This is a genomic window from Maribacter sp. 4U21 (assembly GCF_002742365.1).
In the GTDB taxonomy this organism is placed as follows: Bacteria; Bacteroidota; Bacteroidia; order Flavobacteriales; family Flavobacteriaceae; genus Maribacter.
Window position 1 is genome coordinate 134,965 of the sequence record NZ_MDGN01000009.1, and the last position, 18,947, is coordinate 153,911.

The following is an 18,947-nucleotide window of genomic DNA, read 5'->3' on the forward strand; positions in this document are numbered from 1 at the left end:
AATAGCGATTATCGCTTCCCTTGGCGGCATTACCCGCCCAGGTTCTTTGGGTATAATCTCAGCTTTATCCTGAACTCCGTTCAGGACCAGCCTGATTTTTGTTCGGGACTTAGCACCCCTTTGAGATGGCACAAATGTAAGACAGCATTTTCATCTTTCATACCATAGAATGAAAAAAAATCGCTCCTGAACAATTAACATGTGCTAAAGGCTTAGCAGGCCTCATAAAACGTACATAGTATATATGAGCGGATTCAGCACCAAGCTTACTCAAAAAATTATAATCAGTTATTTGCTGCTGGTGATACTTGCCGTTATCGCTTCTTCTTACGTATACTCTGAAATTAGTGATTACCTCGCTACAGAATCTACCACGGAAAACGATATTAAACTGCTTAAGACAAATACGTTCGTATCACAATTATACGAAGCGGAAAGCCTATCTGAACTGGCACTTCAAACTCGAAAAAAGAGCGATTTCAATACCTATAAACAACATATTGAGACCCTATACAAAGACATCGATGAGCTTAGAGGGTTGAGCACCCAAGAACAACAATTGATACAATTGGACAGCCTACAGCTATTATTGGAGCAAAAGGTGCTTAACACAAATGTACTGAGAAAGTTTAAGACCCAAGACCAGACCAGCGCAGCTATTGATATGGCCTTGGAACAATTTGAACAAATGGAAGCCAACCTTGGCGTTATCACCGCTGAAGGCTTAGCTCCGAATCTGGAAGAATTATCTCCTAAGGCTCAAGAAGCCATCAAAAAAGTAGCCCACTACCTAAACAGCAATATTCCACCCGATGAATCCAACGAGGACAAAGCAAGACGTGCCGATAGTGTCTTAAACGTTTCAAGGTCTTTGTTGCGGGAGGTGAAAGAAGAGAATATGCTTAACCTCCAAGCTTTGACCAAGCAAGAACGCACTATCAACAGAACCAATTTGGAACTCTCGCAACAGTTAGGCTATATTCTAGCTTCCTTTGAAAAGGAAATTTTAGTGAATAGCATCAACGATACAATCAAAAAGGAAACGGCCCTTAAAAGGAGTATTCGGTTAGCAAGCGGTGCAGCCCTCCTAGGGTTTTTAGTTGTGGTGGTTTTTATTTTTATTCTCAATAGAGATTTTTGGAAGGCCAATCTTTACCGTAAAAAATTAGAAAAGGAAAAAAAATTCACGGACGTCTTACTGAAAAGCAGGGAACGTTTAATCCGCACTGTGAGTCATGACGTCCGCACTCCTCTCAACACTATTTCAGGTTACACGACACTATTGGAAGATTCAAAAATTTCACAACAACAGCAGAACTATATTAGTAACATAAAATCGGCAACAGGCTATATGACCAACCTGGTCAATGACCTGTTGGATTTTTCGCAATTGGATGCGGAAAAAATGAAGCCCGAAAAAATTGACTTCAACCTTGCTGACCTATTGACCGAAACAGCTCAGCATATCGCAACGGCCCATGCCAACGAAGACATTTCCTTGACTCTAAAGATTGAGGATACCCTAGAGCGACCTATTGTCAACGACCCGGTTAGAATACGACAGATTATGGCGAACCTTATCGGTAATGCCTTTAAATTTACCTTGGCGGGAGAAATTCTGGTAAAAGCAAATGTCATCGACACTCTAGAACCCAAACTGGTTCAGATTTCAATTTCCGACACCGGGGTCGGTATTTCAAAAGAACGACAAGAGGTTATTTTCAACGAATTTGAGCAAGCACCAGACCATAGAGCCCAAAATTATCATGGTTATGGTCTAGGTCTGAGCATAGCCAAAAAACTAATCCAACTTTTAGGAGGTGCTCTAACACTAGAAAGTGAAGTAGGAAAAGGTAGTGTATTCACTCTAAAGCTTCCGTTAGTTTTTGGACAGGAAGAACAAAAAGATGTAACCAAAGTACCACCAATTGCCCTTCAAAAACCATTGCGAATACTTATTATAGATGACGATACGGCCTTTCTTCATCTATTAGGGGAAATGCTACGTAGCGAGAACATTACGCCAATACTCTTTAGCGATTTTAACCTTGTTCCCATGGCAGATGTCGACCTAACCTACGATCTGGTATTGACCGATATTGAAATGCCTAAGGTCTCCGGTTTTGATATTGTAAAGCAATTGCTCGAAGGTAAGTATGGCCATTATAAAAATCAGCCTATCCTAGCGATGACAGGGAGGAAAGATTTGAAAAAAGAAGTTTTCACCTCCAAAGGATTCCTTACGGTGTTAAGAAAACCTTTTTCTAAATCAGAACTTTTGCAGGAGCTGGGAATTTTGAACCAAGTTGACAAGATGGTTCACCATGAAGTTTCAGCAAATCTTAAGGGAAATGGTCTTTATCATACAGGTTTGCTAGAATCCTTTCTCGGGGATGATGGTATGGCCATTCAGCAACTTTTGGAAACGTTCAAAAAAGACACCATTGAAAATCAGATGTCCTTAAAAATCGCATTTTTAAACAAAAGTGCGACGGCCCTTAGCTCAGCAGCCCATAAAATGTTGCCCATGTTTCGTCAACTTCAAATTACAGAGGCCATTCCAATTTTAGAAGTATTAGAGGAGATTCCCTTGGATTACGATAACTGGAAAAATATAAAAATCGATTTTGATAAACTGCATAGGTTCCTAGATAAACTACTGGAAACCCTTGAGAATGAAACAACTAAATCTCCAGTTTATAATGGCTAATTCTATTATATAAAGTTTTTCTGGTTATCCGAAGCATCTTAGCCGCTTTGGACTTATTATAATTAGTACGTTTTAGAGCTTTTAATATTTGTTCCTTTTCAAATTCTTCCTTGGACAGGTCCCTATTCGCATCATTTTCTAACCCCTTGCTCAATTCTTGGGGCAAAACATTTGGTTCTATTCTCTCCCCTTGAGAAAGTAATACGGCCCGTTTTATGACATTTTGAAGCTCTCTAATATTTCCCGGCCAATTATAGTTTCTAAAAATATCCCAAGCTTCTTCAGAAAATCCCAAGATATGCTTATTCAGTTCAAGGTTGGATACTTCTAAAAAATGATTGGCAAAGACGGGTAAGTCTCCTTCCCTTTCTGTTAATGCAGGTATACGAAAAGAAAACTCATTTAATCTATGGTATAAATCGTCTCGAAAAGTGCCTTTTGCAACACCCTTTTTTAAATCTTCATTGGTTGCGGAAATTACCCGTACGTCTACATTAATCTCCTTGTTGCTCCCAATACGTTTTATTTTGCGTTCCTGTAACGCCCTTAAAAGCTGTATCTGATTTTCATAGGATAAGTTCCCTACTTCATCCAAAAAAAGAGTTCCTCCATTGGCCGCTTCAAAACTTCCAATCTTATCTGAAATAGCACCCGTAAAACTACCTTTTAGATGACCAAAAAATTCACTAGCTGCCAACTCCTTAGGTATAGCGCCGCAATCTAACGCAATAAAAGCTTTATCTTTTCTTTTACTATTTGCATGAATAGCCTTTGCAGAAACCTCCTTCCCCGTTCCGCTTTCTCCTACTATTAAAACCGACATATCTGTTGGGGCTACCAAAGAAATATAGTTGTTCAGCTCTTGGGCTACATCACTTATAAACTGAAGCTTTCCTTTTGAAGAACCTGTTTTTAAGGTTGAGGATGATTCCTGTTTTGGGGATGATTGTTCATTATGCATGTGCTTCTCCTTATCCTCGGATTCAGACACCTTTAATGCCTTGTCAATACTATTGAGAAGCTGATCTGGCGCAAAAGGTTTGGCAATGTAATCGAAAGCCCCCTTTTTCATCGCATGTACTGCGGTAGTTACCTCCGCATAGCCTGTCATTACTATAACTTGGGTTTTCCCCCTTATTTGAGAGAAAAGCTGCAACCCATCATATGATGGAAGCCTTAAGTCTGCAAGGACTACATCGTAAGGGTGGTTCTTTAATCTTTCCTCGCCATCTAGACCTGTGTGGCTGACATGTACCTGAAAATTTTTTCTTGTCAGGAACTTCTGGAGCATTTGTGCGAAGGAGATATCATCTTCAATAATTAAGATTTTGGGCATTGGGGCAATCGTATGTGTTCTCTATATCTACGTAAAAAAAGCAGAAAACAGCTACCTCTCTTTCAAAAAACAGCCTTTTAAGAGGAGTGTGAAAATTAGTCTAGCGCCTCACTATCAATTAATACCTCCATTATCCTGTGCAATTAGGTTTTCTTTGTATGCCCTTGGTTTAGGTATGGGTTGAATTTTTGGTTTAATCCTTAGGTACTCCTGTAAACGATAGGATTCTAGAACATCGGCCATATCAGAAGATTCCTGACTTGACAACCGCTTTAGTAGATTATACTTTGCTTTGGCAGATAGGCTGTTATCTGATTTAACAGCCTGTTTTTTAACCAAATATTTTGCAACGGTAGATTTAAATTCCAATGCTTGATCTACCCCCATTACCAAACGCGGTTGATATTCAGCCGTAATTTCTGTGGCTTCATTACGTATATTCCCATCTATCTTCAGCGCATATAAGGTTTGCCCATGTGAAAACGATGTGTTACACAGGAAAAATAACATAAACATAAATTTGAATTTGAGTATCTGCAAAAAAAATATTTTCATTGTAAAAATTACTTTATCATCAATTAATTACTATCAAAATCTTATTTGAACAAAAAGGCAAACTATTGTGCTAACGCATTTTAGCTAACCCTTATTGACGTAGAGAATCTTTCTTCGATTCTGGCCTCACCAGAGGTTGGTAACGTTCTAGGAATTGTCTTTGAACAGCCATCATTCGCTCATGCATTTGGTCTAGATTCATAAAATCCCTGCCAAAATCGTTCTCAAAAAAATCATTGTTAAAAAAGCGCTTTGTAAATAGAGAGTCTTCCGTAAATAGTTTTCCGTAACCTTCCTTGTCAAAATCGAATTGTGAAAAATCTCTATAGAAACGAGATTGCAAGGACTTTAAAGTGCTGTCGCGATTAAAAGTTGCTAACTCATCTAAATTATTACCGGAGGATCAAGAATAAATGGAATCATAACGTATCATATTTCCCTCCTCGTCAAATTCCTTATTCACCTCCCAGTTACCTTCTGGTTCTTCCATCCCAATTTTCTCTTTCTTTTTCAGTTCTTTCTTGTTGCTTTCTTGGCTATTGCACCCTATAGTCATAAGTGCTACAAACAACGTTATAACAAACTTTTTCATCTTCTAAAGTTTTAGGTTTAACATCCTCATATTTTCCTGTCTTTATAATAATGGAAAGGACATCAATTAAAAAAAGTGGAAATAGCAAAAGGAGGTCAGCGGTGCAGACCTCCTTCATTTTAACTAACTAAGAGATTTTAATACTTCTCGCAGGCTTCTGTTTTGCCTCCTCCTTTTTGGGAAGGTGAATGCTCAACACGCCGTCTGTATATTCTGCTTTAATTTTGTCATCACTTACCGTTTCCGGCAATGAGAAAGAACGTTTAAAGGAAGCATATCCAAACTCTCTACGTGTATAACTCACCTCTTGATTTTCATCGCTCTCTTCCATCTCCGTAGAAATAGATAACAATTGGTTGTCTAGCTCAATATGAAAATCAGATTTTTTTAGACCTGGCACGGCCATATCTACAAAGTAAGCATCTGCAGTTTCCCTGATATTTACCTTAGGCATGGTTAGGCCAGTATTAAAATTTGATGTAAAAACTGAGGGTAAGTCCCTATTGAACACTTCATCGATCCATGAGGACCATGTGGGTAAAGTAAGGCTATTCGAATTTCCATTTGCCTTACTTCCATTTCTTGTCGTTGTTAGATTACTCATAACTACAATAAATTTTAGGTTAAACAATAATTCAAATATTCTTGCTTTTTAAGGACAAATTAAATGCCAAAATAGTTATTGCCCACCTGTGACAGCTATCCTTTAAAATAATTTAAGAATTCTATGAAAAGAGTATTAAAAAAATGCAAAATAAAATGCCAGTCTGACATTTACAAAACCGGGCCTAATGACATTTTTTCAGAAATAGTGTTAACTATGTGCATTAGTTACGTTTCACAATGTTTTGTGCCCATTTCAGAAAATAGAAAGAGGTAGCACAAGGCTACCTCTTTCTGACCAAACCAACTTGATACAAACAAGTTTTACGATTTACATATCCAACCAATTCCCATACTCGTCCGCATACAAGGTACCCGAAGTACCATCCTCCAAAGAAACTTCTAACTTATATTGTTACTCTCATTAACGTAGGCCTTGTTTATGGTAGATGTAGGGTAATTTTTGCTTACTGCTTCAGTCACCGCCGTAGGCAATTCAGTAACATCAATTTCTGAGAAATCCTGATTTATAATTTCAATATTTTCTGCCTCAGGAGATACTTTCACTTCCTGAGCATTCTGTGCCATTACTGAAATACTGACCATTGCGAACAATCCTATTAAAAACGACTTCTTCATGTTTCTTTTCTTTTAAGTTTTACTTCTATTCTATTTCAATTTTAAAAAAGAAATAATAATGCCATAAGTCGAATATATTTTAAGGCATTAACAGTCAGTTATTTACTTGAAAGTGAGCGAATCTTAATTGGGTAAAACTGTTTCCATTTGAACCCTTCTGTATAACTTTTACTCAAAAAAGAAAGGAGCCGCATAAGCGACTCCCTTCACAACCAACCAAAAAAACCGAACTTCTAAACTCATTATTTAAACATCTGCAGGTTAATTCTTCAAAAAAAACCTGCTTCAACTCAATGTCGGGGGGATGTTTTAATTGGTGGCACCTTCATAGTCAATAGTTAGTGTTTCCACAAAGGTTTCATCTATATGTTCTATTCTTTCCGCAACTACTTCATCTGTAACGGTAGTTACCTTATTGTGTTCATTTAAAACTATGGAAGACCCCACCCAAAAACAGATGGTAAAGGTTCCCAATAATAGTGATTTTGATATGTCTTCCATTTATATTTTTTATTATTCTTTTTCCCAACAGATTCTTGCTATAACACAAAAAGAAGTTACACAGACCACTGTTCCTATCGCTGCAAACACCATCGTTACCATTTTTCTTTTTCTTTTGTTCTACATCTTATAAGACACGCTTATATTCACGAAGTCACTTTTCGCCAAAAAAAAAGCTGCGTAAGGCAGCTTTTTTCATATTTTTTTCGCGTATTTAATTCTTTTTGAACCAATTACCGTAAGAATCTATATAAACAGTTCTTCTAGTACCGCTCTTTAAAACCATAATAAGCTTAAATTCTCCTTTGGAATTTTTGTAAACGGCTCCGAGTTTAGAAGTAGGGTACTGTTTCAATAATTCTTCAACTACAGGAGGAGTTAGTTCTTTTGAACTTACTTTTTTGAAATCATCTGTGATTACAACATAAGAATAATTATCCCCTAAATTTATAATATCCTTAGCTCCTGCATTAAAAATCGTTCCAATGGCAACAAGTGCTAGTATCACGTATCTTGTCATTCTATGATTTTAATATGATTATTATAATCTACCCTATGTACGGACGCTAGCGGCTTACAGATGTTTACATACCCAACTTTTATATTTTTTTAACTATCGGAAAATTAAAAAAGCTGCCGAAGCAGCTTTTAACTAAACTAACAAACTATAGAGAAAAATTACATTTCCAACCATTTGCCTTCTGCATCTGCATATAAGGCTGCTGTACTACCATCTTCGTTCGTAATTTCTAATTTATATTGCCCCTCTTCATTAACATAGGCCTTGTTTAAAGTAGCACTAGGAAAATCTGCAGTGAAAGCATCCATTACGGCCTGTGGAAGAGCAGATGTGGAAATCTCCGTAAAATCTAGAACAGACACCTATTCCATGAGAACATTCTGAATTTTTGGGCCTCTGCGGCATTTACAACTATTCCTCCTAATACGATTGCGATGACATAAACTAACTTTTTCATTTTATCTATATTTTAAATTAAACATTCTTGCCAGGTATAATAGAAAAATCATACCACAGAAAATAAATAGATATAACTATTTGAAAATTAGATTTTTACAAACTAAAGCTATTTAAAAAGGATGGGGAAAACTGTCTAGAAACAACAGAAGTGTGTAACGCATACACATTTCTGTTGTTCAAGAAATAGAGTTAATTAACCTTGATGTGAGGGCTTTAATAAGTCGTTTACCGTTTTTACCGGATTAAAGGTGACCAAAGGCACCTCTACAAAGATAGTGTTCCAGTATGCCATGGCTCCATTCCATAGTCCAGGCAGCTCTAAGGCCTTTAACTCTTTACCATCTTTAGTTTTACCGGTGATAAAGCCTTGTTTGTGATCTACGAATTTTAAAAGGTCCAGTTTCTCTCCTTTCTGATTACGTACCCCGCAAACCAAATCTACAGGGTTAAAATGGGTGGAATTCTTTAAAATAGCAACCTGTTTTTGGTCGTCCATATCTATTTGGGCCGATTCTATAATTTGAAGCGATAATTCTCCTTGTGCATTGGTTATCCAAAACGGACCACCTCCGGGTTCACCTTCATTCTTTACCATACCACAGACCCTAATGGGGCGTTGCAACTTTTCTTGAAGAGCTTTTAGTTGCTCTTCCTTTGTAAAACGATCATAATCACCAGCGAATCTAGCATTAAGCTTGGACTCTAAAAATTCTTTTATTTCAGCACTTTGGTTCTCCTCAACACCACCGCCTTGTATTAATCTCATATAATCAAACGCCTTTTTCTGTGTGTTTAGTAATACTCCCGCCAATATCTTTTTGCTTTGGGCCACGGCATCCGAATCGCGCATCACCGCTACATTATCTATGTTCTTGATGAAGATAATATCCGCATCTTGCTCGTTAAGGTTTTCAATCAAAGCGCCATGACCTCCAGGTCTAAACAATACAGAGCCGTCATTGTTCCTAAATGGCTTGTTGTTCATATCTACGGCAATGGTATCAGTGGCCGATTTTTGGAATGAGTAATCCACAGTGAATGCTGTTCCCGTAGCTTCCGAAACCCTAGTCCCGACTTGCGAAAACTCTTCCTTGAACATTTCCTCATGCTGTTCAGAAATGGTAAAATGAAGTTTGGCATTACCATTGGAGGCGCCATAGAGTGCGCCTTCTTTTAAATGCTCTTCAAAAGGCGTTGCCGTATTATTGTCATATTGATGAAAAGGCAGTAACCCCTTTGGATAAAAACCGTAATTAAGTGCATCTTCTCCCATCATTTCAGAAACGAATGCATATACCTCTTCACCTTTGGTAGCACTTTCTTGATTAAGCCTATCCTTGACTTTTTGGTAAAAAGGAAAGTTTTTAATCCCTTCAGCAAATACCTTAAGGTCCTTATCATTGGATCGCTCTAAGTAAGCGTCAAAGGTTTCATCCGTTGGATTGTAAGCATCCAGAAAATTGAACAGGGCTTTGAACATACGGGAGGCGGCACCGGAAGCCGGAACAAATTTTAATATGGAAAGGTTCTTGGCATTGGCCTCGTAACTTGTGACCAAATCTTCTTCCTCTTCTTTGGTAAACCTATAAATGCCATCACCGACTACCGCGGCCCGTTGTAAATTAACGAAGGGGATTCCTTCCTTAAATGTTTCAATCTGTGCGCTTACCTTCGTTTCGGATATCCCTTTGGACTTTAACTGTTCCTTATCTTTCTCCGTAAATTCCATCATTTCCCTAATAATTTATCTATGTGTGCTATGGCCGTTTTTAAACGCTCCTTTTTATTTCCCATTAATATAATAAAATTACGCCCGTATTTCTCTAATGTATTTTTAAAATAAGAAAACATTTCTTCTCGCTCCTCAGGTTTATCCCGTAAATCATCTGCCTCCCAGGGAATATCTATGTAAGTTAAAAAATACAGGTCATATTTGTTCTGCAAGGCATATTTTTCAAGAATAGGGTCACAATTACCAATATAATAGGCCTCCGAATATACTTTTGTCTCCAATAAATCTGTATCGCATATCAGAATTTCTGTAGCTTTTTTGGTCAGACTATTTTCCAATTGCATTTGCCCAGCTGCGATGGGCAACAAATCATGCGGTTCACAGGTCTTCCGCTCATTGTTCCATTTTTCCTGTAAGTACTCCCGCGCGTACTCTGGTACCCAGACCGTATTATAATGTCTGGCCAACTGCTCCGAAAGGGTCGTTTTTCCTGTTGATTCCGGCCCGAAAAGGACAACTTTTAAGAGGTCTGAAGGTTGTTGTTTATACTTTTCTTCCATGCGAGATAACCGTAAATAGCGATAATGGTAAATAAAAAGAACTGGAGCGATGTAAATATAAGTCCTTTGTACAAATACAGAGGAACGGATATGATATCCCCGATTATCCAGTATATCCAGTTTTCTAACTTCTTCTTGGCCATGAGCCACATCCCCACAAAAAAAATAGCGGTCGTAAAGGTGTCTACGTATGCCGTCCAGTTATTGAACTTATCAAAAATCCAATAGACAACACAAACAAATAGGATCGTGGATACAAAGAGGGCAACCGACCATTTTTTTTCTTGCAGCGTAGTTCTGGTAACGGGTGTAAAATGACTGTCATCCACTTTCCTTGTCCAAACGTACCAGCCAAATACACTCATGGAAAAGTAGTAAGCGTTAATTAACATATCTCCCAATAAACCGAATACCAGAAGAATGTAAACGAATATTCCCGTACTTATAATCCCTGTAGGGAATACAAGGATATTTTCATGTTTGGAATACCATACGCTTAGAAAGCCGAAAAATACCCCGATCATCTCCAATACGATTAGATGTGATGGTGTATCTTGATACTGGACAAAAATCCAATCAAAAATGAGGCTCATAATCGCTTCTGTCAGATTTTACCAATTTCATAGACAATAAGCCTTTATCCATAAGTTCAAAGGCTATTTTTATTTCCTGATGTAAAACCTTCATTACAGCATCGTATTCGCCATAAACCTGGGTGCTCAGAGGATTCTCAAGGACGGTTAAGCCAGAATTCCTTAGTTTTTTAATAAAGTTGATAATGTGTTCTTCGAAATCATCCTGCAAGGGTGAGAACGTAAGCTCTACGGATATATTCATGGTTGTTCGGTGTTCGTTGTTCGGTGTTCGGTATTTGTTGTTCGTTGTTTGTTGTTCGGTGTTTGTTGTTCGGTGTTTGTTGTTCGGTGTTCGTTGCTCGTTTTTCGTTTTTCGTTTTTCGTTTTTCGTTTTTTAAGATTATAGTAAGGTCTTACACTTCTCGCAGCGCATATACACAAGTAAACCCTTCAAACTCTAAAAAATTAATATTGTATTGTGATCGGTCTCCTTTATATACTATTTCTGCGCTGGTGCTCTCGTCCGAAAAAGAGAAATCGGAGATGTTTATATGATGTAAAAAACTGATTCCTTGTTGTCCGTAGATTTTATAAAGCGATTCCTTTGCCCCCCACACTATGGTCAACTTTCTAACTATCGCCGCAGTATTGGCCAAAGTTCTGTATTCTTCAAACGGAGTGAATTTATGTGCTATCCTTAATATCTTATCACGTTGCATTTCAATATCAATACCTACTTCATCACTACTACTAATAATGATGCCCGTAAAATTATGGGAATGGGTTATTGAGATGTATTTGCCATCTTTTAAGTGAGGTTTGCCCGCTTCATTATAAATTAAATCTTTATCCACGTAATTGTACAAGGCCAGGAGATGACGAATGCTCAAAAACGCTCTTCGGTGCATTTCAGATTTCATACCGTCATAACGAAGTTGGCAATTTTGACTCAAGAAGATGCCCTTAGACAAATATTCTTCTGATTCTTCAACCTTCCAAATGGCAATGGAAGTATCCTTATTTACTGTTATAGTTTTGTAAAGCGGCATGGGATTCTTTGTCTATTTCGTACCTTTGCAGCGCAATAAAAAAGCTATACGCTTACAAACGAAAGTAAAAAGAAAAAAAGATATGAGCACCAAAACTATTCCATTTGTACCTTATAAAGTAAAGGATATCAGTCTAGCCGGATGGGGAAGAAAAGAAATTGATTTAGCAGAAGCTGAGATGCCTGGATTAATGGCATTACGGGAAGAATATAAGGACGAACAACCTTTGAAGGGTGCACGTATAGCAGGTTGCCTGCATATGACCATACAAACGGCGGTCCTTATTGAAACTTTGGTAGCCCTAGGTGCGGAAGTTACATGGAGTTCTTGTAATATCTTCTCTACACAAGACCAGGCTGCCGCTGCCATTGCAGAAGCAGGCGTACCGGTCTATGCTTGGAAAGGAATGAACGAGGAAGAGTTCGATTGGTGTATAGAACAGACCTTATTTTTTGGGGAAGACCGCAAGCCCTTAAATATGATTTTGGATGACGGAGGTGATCTTACCAACATGGTGCTCGATAGATATCCAGAACTTGCTTCTGGAATCAACGGACTTTCCGAAGAGACTACTACTGGTGTACACCGCTTATACGAGCGGGTAAAAAATGGCACATTACCGATGCCCGCAATCAATGTGAACGATTCCGTTACTAAATCCAAATTCGACAATAAGTATGGCTGTCGTGAAAGTGCGGTAGATGCCATCCGAAGAGCTACGGACACCATGTTAGCGGGTAAAAAAGTGGTCGTTGCAGGATATGGAGACGTTGGTAAAGGTACCGCAGCATCTTTTAAAGGAGCTGGTTCTATTGTTACCGTAACAGAAATTGACCCTATTTGTGCGCTGCAAGCATGTATGGACGGTTTTGAAGTGAAAAAGCTGGAAACCGTTATCGGGAACGCAGACATTGTAATTACCACTACGGGAAATAAAGATATTATTAGAGCTGAGCATTTCGAGGCCTTAAAGGACAAGGCCATCGTTTGTAATATTGGTCATTTTGACAATGAAATTGATATGGCGTGGTTGAACAACAATCATGGCAATACCAAAGATGAAATAAAACCGCAAGTAGATAAGTACACCATTAATGGTAAGGATATTATTATTTTGGCCGAAGGCCGATTGGTAAATCTAGGTTGTGCTACGGGGCACCCTAGTTTTGTAATGAGTAACTCCTTTACTAACCAAACTTTGGCACAAATAGAATTGTGGAACCATAAGGACAAGTATGAAAACGATGTGTACATGCTACCAAAACATTTGGATGAAAAAGTGGCGAAATTACACCTGTCGCGTTTGGGAGCGGAACTTACGGAACTAAAGAAAGACCAAGCAGATTATATTGGTGTAACCGTTGAGGGACCTTTTAAACCCGAGTATTACAGATACTAAGCCCTACGCTCACATAGCTAATGCCATAAAAATTGTACAACCCTTACGCCTTTTCTTGAAAAGGACGTAAGGGTTTCTTTATTTAGTGCGATATTTACAGGCTCAACGGACTTGCTATGCAAATTTTACTTACCGGTGCCACGGGAACTTTAGGCTCCCAAATTTTGTTTTCCTTATTGGAGGAGAAGTTCACCAGCATTCAAAACATATACTTGCCCGTTAGAGATAAAAAATTGGTTTCTTCTAAAGAACGTATTCGCAAAATGCTACAAAGTGATTTTGCTCCTAAATTCATTAAGAACAACCTTACTGCTATACGGGCTAAAATCACGGTAGTGTCCGCAAAGGATATGCTATATCCTGAACGTTTTTTAGGCGGAGTGCGAATTACCCATTTCATACATTCCGCTGGTTTTGTTAACCTATCTACCTCGCCTGATGCGAAAGATGAGATTTTTAGAGAGAATTACGACTTTACAAAATCCCTCTTTGAGGCCCATGCCGAGTATATAGACAAGTTCATTTACATAAGTACCGCTTTCTCCGCAGGAAATGTGGGGGGATTGCTAAAGAACGACTATCTACAGACCGCTCCTACAGCACATAGAAACCATTACGAGGCATCAAAATACGCATCAGAGAAGTACTTGACCCAAGCAGGAGCGGCTGCAGACATTCCTGTTCAAATTTTAAGGCCAAGTGTACTTGGTGGTAATATTATGGATACGCCAAATTTCTTTATTTCTAAATATATGGTGTTTTATCTTTTCGCTAAGTTCTTTCATAGAAACACCTCCCCGGATACCGTTCGTATTACCGCGAACACGGAAAGTGGTTTGAATATAATTCCAACAGATTATGCGGCCAAAGTTATCGTGGCTGTTTTAGATACCGCTATAGACCAACTGAACATCGTACATTCTAAAACAACACATATCACTAAGGGAATTACAAAAATCTTAGAGACGGTAGCTTTTGACAATTTTAGCATTACGCAGAATTTAGTAAACGCCACCTCTGGTTTTGAGTCTAAACTAGAACAGTTTTATTACGACACCATAGGCGTGCACTTAACGCCATACCTCACCTCCGAACCTTGTGAATGGGACACCACATTACTGCAACAAATATTGCCCATGCCAACTTATAATCTCAACGACTATTTAGGAGAAACCATCAAATTTGCCAAGATTAATGGTTTTAAAAATCAGCAGTGGTAGTACCCCAATAAGATTGGCACTTTAATTTAAATTTATCTTTTGTGCAATCTCTTCTAATTTTTCACGGTTTTACCGTTCTTCGTACTAAATAATATGAAATGGTTGTATTTGTAGATATGGATGAGGTGCTAGCGGACACCTACGGCGCACATATAGAAATTTATAATGCTGAATTTAACGGAAGCCTAACTTCAGAAAAATGTTCAGGAACCGAAGTATGGAAAATGGTTCCGGAAGCCCATCAAGAAAGTGTTCGCAAGCATGCGGCCAGGAGAGGTTTCTTCAGGGACTTAAAAGTAATTGAACAAAGCCAAGAAGTACTTCTAAGAATTTCCGAGATACATGATGTATACATCGCATCTGCGGCAATGCAGTTCCCCAATTCACTGGAAGAAAAAAGCGACTGGTTAGATGAGTATTTTCCTTTTATACCTTGGCAGAACAGAATACTATGTGGCCACAAACACGTTTTAAAAGGAGATGTCCTAATAGATGACCGTAGTTATAACCTTAAGAATTTTGATGGGCGGGGAATCCTTTTTACCTCACCTCATAATGTGAATACAGAAGGTTTTGAAAGAGCCGATTCTTGGTTGGAGCTTGGAGAGTTATTAAAATAATATTTCCTTAAACGAAAAACAGCCTTTGCCAAGAAACAAAGACTGTTTTTTATATCTATGTGAATCGATTTAATTTTCGGCCAACATGCCTTCTAAGTAAAAACAATCCGCATGCTCACTTAATAAAGCTAAACCTTGCTCCTTTGAATCTAAGGGATTTATTTTAACCTCTTTTCCATTGGGCATATATACAATGTAGAACCCTTCTTCGAAAGATGACAGCTTAATAATTTCGCCATTTGGTCGTATTGCGTTCCAGGATTTTTCATCTGGCTTGTATACCAAATCAATTTTTTTGCCCTCTTTTGGTCCTTTTACCACGGTAACCTGAATTCTATTTTTAGTTGCAACCATTTCAAAGGTGTTACCATCTTTTTCTACCATCTGTAATTCTTCCTCCCCTTCTTCCATGGCTATGGGATTTGTACCGTCCCAAAACTCTATTACATTAAAAATAATAGTATCCCCTAAAAAGAATAATCCATAAACCGGTATTATGTTAAGACCCCAAAAGACCAAATTATTAACGAATTTACTATCGGAAACACCTTGGTTCCATTCCTTTAGATTATTAAATGCGCTAAACGAGCCTAAACAGCTAGAAAATAATGTTAAACTGGCCATAGCGATGCAAACGATTGATTTTTTCATTTTTCTGTGTGTTTTTAGTTGAGTTTAAAAATAAACTAGTATCGCGTAATTAACTAATCCTTATACTCCTAATTTTAATGCTATTATAAAATACAATGGTCGAAAAACGAAAAAAACCCCCACTATATAGTGAGGGTCTTAATTTTTAAGAAGTGTACTATTAAGCTTCGAAAGGCTCAATAGAAACAAAGGATTTACCTCCTGCTTTCTTTTCAAATTTTACCATACCATCTACACGCGCGTGTAATGTATGGTCTTTCCCGGCATATACGTTTTCACCAGGATTATGTCTTGTTCCTCGCTGTCTAACGATAATGTTACCAGCGATGGCAGCTTGGCCACCAAATATCTTAACGCCTAAGCGTTTCGATTCCGATTCCCTACCGTTTTTAGAACTACCTACACCTTTTTTATGTGCCATTTTGTTACGGTTTTAAGTTCCCGCTCGTTGTCGGGATATAAGTTATACTTAAGCAGTGGACAATTATGCCTTACCGCCGTCTAATTCATCTTGCCATTTCTTCAGCTCGTCCCATTTACCTTCAGCAGCTAATTTAGCTTGTGCAGGCCATGTATCCGTTACGTGGTTACCACGAACATCTGCTATAATTTCTGAGATTTTAGCCGGTTTTGCTTTTGCCAATTCAGCGAATGTTGAAATACCTGCAGCAATTAACGTCTCCGCTATTTTAGGTCCAATACCTTCAACCTTCTTCAAATCGTCCGCCTTAGCTTTAGTTGCTTTTGGCGTAGCAGCTTTTTTGGGAGCAGCTTCTTTCTTGGGGGCTACTGCTTTTGGCGCAGCCTCTTTTTTAGGAGCGGCCTTTTTAGGCTCCGCTTTTACTTTCTTTGCACCTTTCGCAACAATACTTTCTATTACGATTTCAGTCAATGACTGTCGGTGTCCGTTTTTCTTTCTGTAACCTTTACGTCTTTTCTTGTGAAAGACAATTACCTTGTCACCTCTTAGGTGCTTAATGACTTTGGCCTCAACAGCGGCTCCGTCTATAGCCGGGGCGCCAATGGTTACGTTCTTACCGTCGTCTAAAAGAAGAACATTGTCAAAAGTTACCTTTTTTCCTTCTTCTGTTTGCAAACGGTGAACGTACACTTTTTGGTCTTTCGCAACTTTAAACTGCTGCCCTGCCATCTCTACAATTGCGTACATATTGTTAAAAATGTATAATTAAAACCTATTGGATTTTTTCCAAAGGCGGCTGCAAATATACTTCTTATTGATTAATCTACAAGGCTTTTTGTTAGAATTTACGCGCTTTTAGACTTTAAATTATTAGAGGATTTGAAAAGCTGCATAAATGACAGTGTTAATACCAAAGTGGTACTAAAGCCCATTATGGCAACGACCAAGAAAACAATGGCTTCAAAGCTCTCATATTCCTTGGCCCATTTGGTAGAAAGTTCTTCTAGAAAACCAGGATTCAACTCGGTAGCATACAATGCAAAGAACAAGGTAAAAATGAGTGTCGCCACACCCCCTGTTATCAACCCTGCAATAAATCCATTTCCATAACTAAAAGAAGTTCCCTTTTTCAATTTGTAATATTTAATCGCTTCATAAATAGCGAATCCCGTTACCACGGCATTAAAAAGGCTGTAAAAAACGTTTGTGTGAATCCCCAATAGAGAAAGTATTAAAAAATATGCAATTAAACATCCGGAAGCGGCGATACCAAATCTAATGGGAAGCGCGTAATTTTTCATAGTCTAAGATTTTTGTTCATCAGTTTAGAAGAAGTTAATGAATAAGGATCTTAAAAGTATCTAATTTCTTGTTAAATGAAAAAGCTTCTTTAATTAATCTTCCCACAAAACCTTAAATTCGTGTAACAATTAAAACAAACTTCATCCTTATGTGAAGTATGAAAATTAAACACTAGACAAAATGAAAAACAAACTACTCATGGCCTCGGCCATTTTATTTTCCGGTGTAGTAAGCATTGCCCAAGAGGTAAAGTACGAAGAGTACGAATTGGACAATGGCCTACATGTAATACTTCATAAAGATAATAGTGCTCCGGTGGTAACAACCGCAGTCATGTATCATGTGGGAGGTAAGGATAGAACAGAAGGCAGAACCGGATTCGCCCATTTTTTTGAACACTTATTGTTCGAAGGAACAGAAAACATAGAGAAAGGTAAATGGTTTGAAATTGTTTCATCCAACGGAGGTAAGAACAATGCGAACACCTCTCAGGACAGAACGTACTACTATGAAGTTTTTCCCTCCAATAACTTAAAACTAGGCCTTTGGATGGAAGCCGAACGCATGTTACATCCCATCATTGACCAGAAGGGTATCGATACCCAGCAAGAAGTTGTTAAAGAAGAGAAAAGACTTCGTTACGACAACTCGCCCTACGGTCAATTATTACCAGTACTTGGGGCAAACCTCTTTAAAAAGCACCCCTACAAGGACCCTAATATTGGGTATATGAAAGACTTGGATGCCGCTACGTTAGAAGATGTTGTTGCCTATAACAAGAAGTACTATGTTCCCAACAACGCTGCTTTAGTTGTTGCAGGTGATATTGATATCGCAGAAACTAAAAAAATTATCAACGACTATTTTGCACCAATCCCAAGAGGTGCCGATATCGTTAGAAATTTCCCTAAGGAAGACCCTATTACGGAAGAGGTTAGAGTAAAAGCTTACGACGCCAATATTCAAATCCCTGCCGCAGGTATTGCTTATAGAACACCAGGATTTGCGGAACGCGATGCTTATGTTCTTGATATGATATCTACCTATTTAAGCGATGGAAAAAGTTCAAAGCTTTACAAGAAGATGGTAGATGAGCAAAAGCAAGCTTTACAAGTAGGCGCTTTTAATATTCCACAAGAGGATTATAGTATGTATTTGGTTTTTGCCCTTCCTGTAGGTGAAACTTCATTGGAAACTTTAGTGGCGGAAATGGAAGAGGAAATCGCTAAAGTTAGAACAGAACTTATCTCTGAGAACGATTATCAGAAACTTCAAAATAAGTTTGAAAACCAATTCGTAAATTCTAATTCTAGCGTTGAAGGAATTGCCAATTCCCTTGCTAGATATCATGTGCTTTACGGTGATACCGAACTTATCAATAAAGAAATAGAAATTTACCGTTCTATAACTCGCGAAGAAATCATGGAAGTAGCGAAAAAACACCTGAACACCAATCAGCGTGTTCTTATAGATTATTTACCTGAAGAAAAACCTGCAAACTAA

At 38.2% G+C, this 18,947-nt stretch carries 23 protein-coding genes; 5 read left to right on the forward strand and 18 right to left on the reverse strand.

Features of this window, described 5'->3' with window-relative positions; translation table 11 throughout:
* Positions 1-244: 244 nt before the first annotated feature.
* Positions 245-2,710: an ATP-binding protein gene (locus BFP77_RS02055; RefSeq protein WP_099572417.1), complete on the forward strand. Its 2,466-nt coding sequence runs from the start codon at positions 245-247 to the stop codon at positions 2,708-2,710.
* Here BFP77_RS02055 and BFP77_RS02060 read toward each other — a convergent pair.
* The 14 genes from BFP77_RS02060 to BFP77_RS02125 all read right to left on the reverse strand — a co-directional run bounded on the left by BFP77_RS02060 (position 2,685) and on the right by BFP77_RS02125 (position 11,831).
* The gene (locus BFP77_RS02060; protein ID WP_099572418.1) at positions 2,685-4,046 is read right to left on the reverse strand and encodes a sigma-54-dependent transcriptional regulator; all 1,362 of its coding nucleotides are present in this window, start codon (positions 4,044-4,046) and stop codon (positions 2,685-2,687) included. The genes BFP77_RS02055 and BFP77_RS02060 overlap by 26 nt on opposite strands.
* A 114-nt stretch (positions 4,047-4,160) precedes the next feature.
* Positions 4,161-4,556, reverse strand: coding sequence for a hypothetical protein (locus BFP77_RS02065; RefSeq protein WP_143751819.1), 396 nt, complete (start codon positions 4,554-4,556; stop codon positions 4,161-4,163).
* A gap of 136 nt (positions 4,557-4,692) precedes the next feature.
* Complete coding sequence (locus tag BFP77_RS02070) at positions 4,693-4,944, reverse strand: hypothetical protein (RefSeq protein ID WP_099572420.1); 252 nt, start codon at positions 4,942-4,944, stop codon at positions 4,693-4,695.
* Positions 4,945-5,004: 60 nt separating this feature from the next.
* A complete protein-coding gene (locus BFP77_RS02075) occupies positions 5,005-5,193 on the reverse strand; it encodes a hypothetical protein (protein ID WP_099572421.1) in 189 nt (62 codons plus the stop codon).
* A gap of 127 nt (positions 5,194-5,320) precedes the next feature.
* Entirely contained in the window at positions 5,321-5,797 is a 477-nt protein-coding gene (locus tag BFP77_RS02080) for an Hsp20/alpha crystallin family protein (protein ID WP_099572422.1), read from the reverse strand.
* 401 nt (positions 5,798-6,198) lie between these two features.
* Positions 6,199-6,435 (reverse strand): hypothetical protein, encoded by a 237-nt coding sequence (locus BFP77_RS17195; RefSeq protein WP_257212834.1) that lies wholly within the window; start codon positions 6,433-6,435, stop codon positions 6,199-6,201.
* Between the two features lie 309 nt (positions 6,436-6,744).
* Entirely contained in the window at positions 6,745-6,936 is a 192-nt protein-coding gene (locus tag BFP77_RS16790; protein ID WP_143751820.1) for a hypothetical protein, read from the reverse strand.
* 214 nt (positions 6,937-7,150) lie between these two features.
* Positions 7,151-7,456: a hypothetical protein gene (locus BFP77_RS02095; RefSeq protein ID WP_099572424.1), complete on the reverse strand. Its 306-nt coding sequence runs from the start codon at positions 7,454-7,456 to the stop codon at positions 7,151-7,153.
* 158 nt (positions 7,457-7,614) lie between these two features.
* Positions 7,615-7,818: a hypothetical protein gene (locus BFP77_RS02100; RefSeq protein WP_099572425.1), complete on the reverse strand. Its 204-nt coding sequence runs from the start codon at positions 7,816-7,818 to the stop codon at positions 7,615-7,617.
* Between the two features lie 290 nt (positions 7,819-8,108).
* Entirely contained in the window at positions 8,109-9,647 is a 1,539-nt protein-coding gene (locus BFP77_RS02105) for a DUF4301 family protein (protein ID WP_099572426.1), read from the reverse strand.
* Positions 9,644-10,207: an AAA family ATPase gene (locus BFP77_RS02110; protein WP_099572427.1), complete on the reverse strand. Its 564-nt coding sequence runs from the start codon at positions 10,205-10,207 to the stop codon at positions 9,644-9,646. The genes BFP77_RS02105 and BFP77_RS02110 overlap by 4 nt, the downstream gene beginning before the upstream one ends.
* Positions 10,168-10,800, reverse strand: coding sequence for a nicotinamide riboside transporter PnuC (pnuC, locus tag BFP77_RS02115; RefSeq protein ID WP_099572428.1), 633 nt, complete (start codon positions 10,798-10,800; stop codon positions 10,168-10,170). The genes BFP77_RS02110 and pnuC overlap by 40 nt, the downstream gene beginning before the upstream one ends.
* Positions 10,784-11,044, reverse strand: coding sequence for a thiamine-binding protein (locus BFP77_RS02120; RefSeq protein WP_099572429.1), 261 nt, complete (start codon positions 11,042-11,044; stop codon positions 10,784-10,786). The genes pnuC and BFP77_RS02120 overlap by 17 nt, the downstream gene beginning before the upstream one ends.
* A 151-nt stretch (positions 11,045-11,195) precedes the next feature.
* Positions 11,196-11,831, reverse strand: a complete 636-nt coding sequence (locus BFP77_RS02125; RefSeq protein WP_099572430.1) for a 4'-phosphopantetheinyl transferase family protein — start codon at positions 11,829-11,831, stop codon at positions 11,196-11,198.
* Between the two features lie 82 nt (positions 11,832-11,913).
* On the opposite strand from BFP77_RS02125, the gene ahcY reads away from it, so the two are divergent.
* The 3 genes from ahcY (at position 11,914) to BFP77_RS02140 (ending at position 15,070) form a co-directional block, all read left to right on the forward strand.
* Entirely contained in the window at positions 11,914-13,230 is a 1,317-nt protein-coding gene (gene ahcY / locus BFP77_RS02130; protein WP_099572468.1) for an adenosylhomocysteinase, read from the forward strand.
* Between the two features lie 116 nt (positions 13,231-13,346).
* Positions 13,347-14,450 carry an SDR family oxidoreductase gene (locus BFP77_RS02135; protein ID WP_099572431.1) on the forward strand — a complete coding sequence of 368 codons (1,104 nt, stop codon included), beginning with the start codon at positions 13,347-13,349 and terminating at the stop codon, positions 14,448-14,450.
* Between the two features lie 98 nt (positions 14,451-14,548).
* Positions 14,549-15,070, forward strand: coding sequence for a 5' nucleotidase, NT5C type (locus tag BFP77_RS02140; protein ID WP_099572432.1), 522 nt, complete (start codon positions 14,549-14,551; stop codon positions 15,068-15,070).
* Between the two features lie 69 nt (positions 15,071-15,139).
* On the opposite strand, the gene BFP77_RS02145 is transcribed toward BFP77_RS02140, so the two are convergent.
* The 4 genes from BFP77_RS02145 to BFP77_RS02160 form a co-directional block, all read right to left on the reverse strand.
* Entirely contained in the window at positions 15,140-15,721 is a 582-nt protein-coding gene (locus tag BFP77_RS02145; RefSeq protein WP_099572433.1) for a DUF3332 domain-containing protein, read from the reverse strand.
* Between the two features lie 160 nt (positions 15,722-15,881).
* The gene (gene rpmA / locus BFP77_RS02150) at positions 15,882-16,142 is read right to left on the reverse strand and encodes a 50S ribosomal protein L27 (RefSeq protein WP_099572434.1); all 261 of its coding nucleotides are present in this window, start codon (positions 16,140-16,142) and stop codon (positions 15,882-15,884) included.
* 63 nt (positions 16,143-16,205) lie between these two features.
* Positions 16,206-16,889, reverse strand: a complete 684-nt coding sequence (rplU, locus tag BFP77_RS02155; RefSeq protein ID WP_099572435.1) for a 50S ribosomal protein L21 — start codon at positions 16,887-16,889, stop codon at positions 16,206-16,208.
* Between the two features lie 98 nt (positions 16,890-16,987).
* Positions 16,988-17,443, reverse strand: a complete 456-nt coding sequence (locus BFP77_RS02160) for a DUF4199 domain-containing protein (protein ID WP_099572436.1) — start codon at positions 17,441-17,443, stop codon at positions 16,988-16,990.
* A 181-nt stretch (positions 17,444-17,624) separates the two neighbouring features.
* Here BFP77_RS02160 and BFP77_RS02165 point away from each other — a divergent pair, with 181 nt between their 5' ends.
* A complete protein-coding gene (locus BFP77_RS02165; RefSeq protein WP_099572437.1) occupies positions 17,625-18,947 on the forward strand; it encodes a M16 family metallopeptidase in 1,323 nt (440 codons plus the stop codon).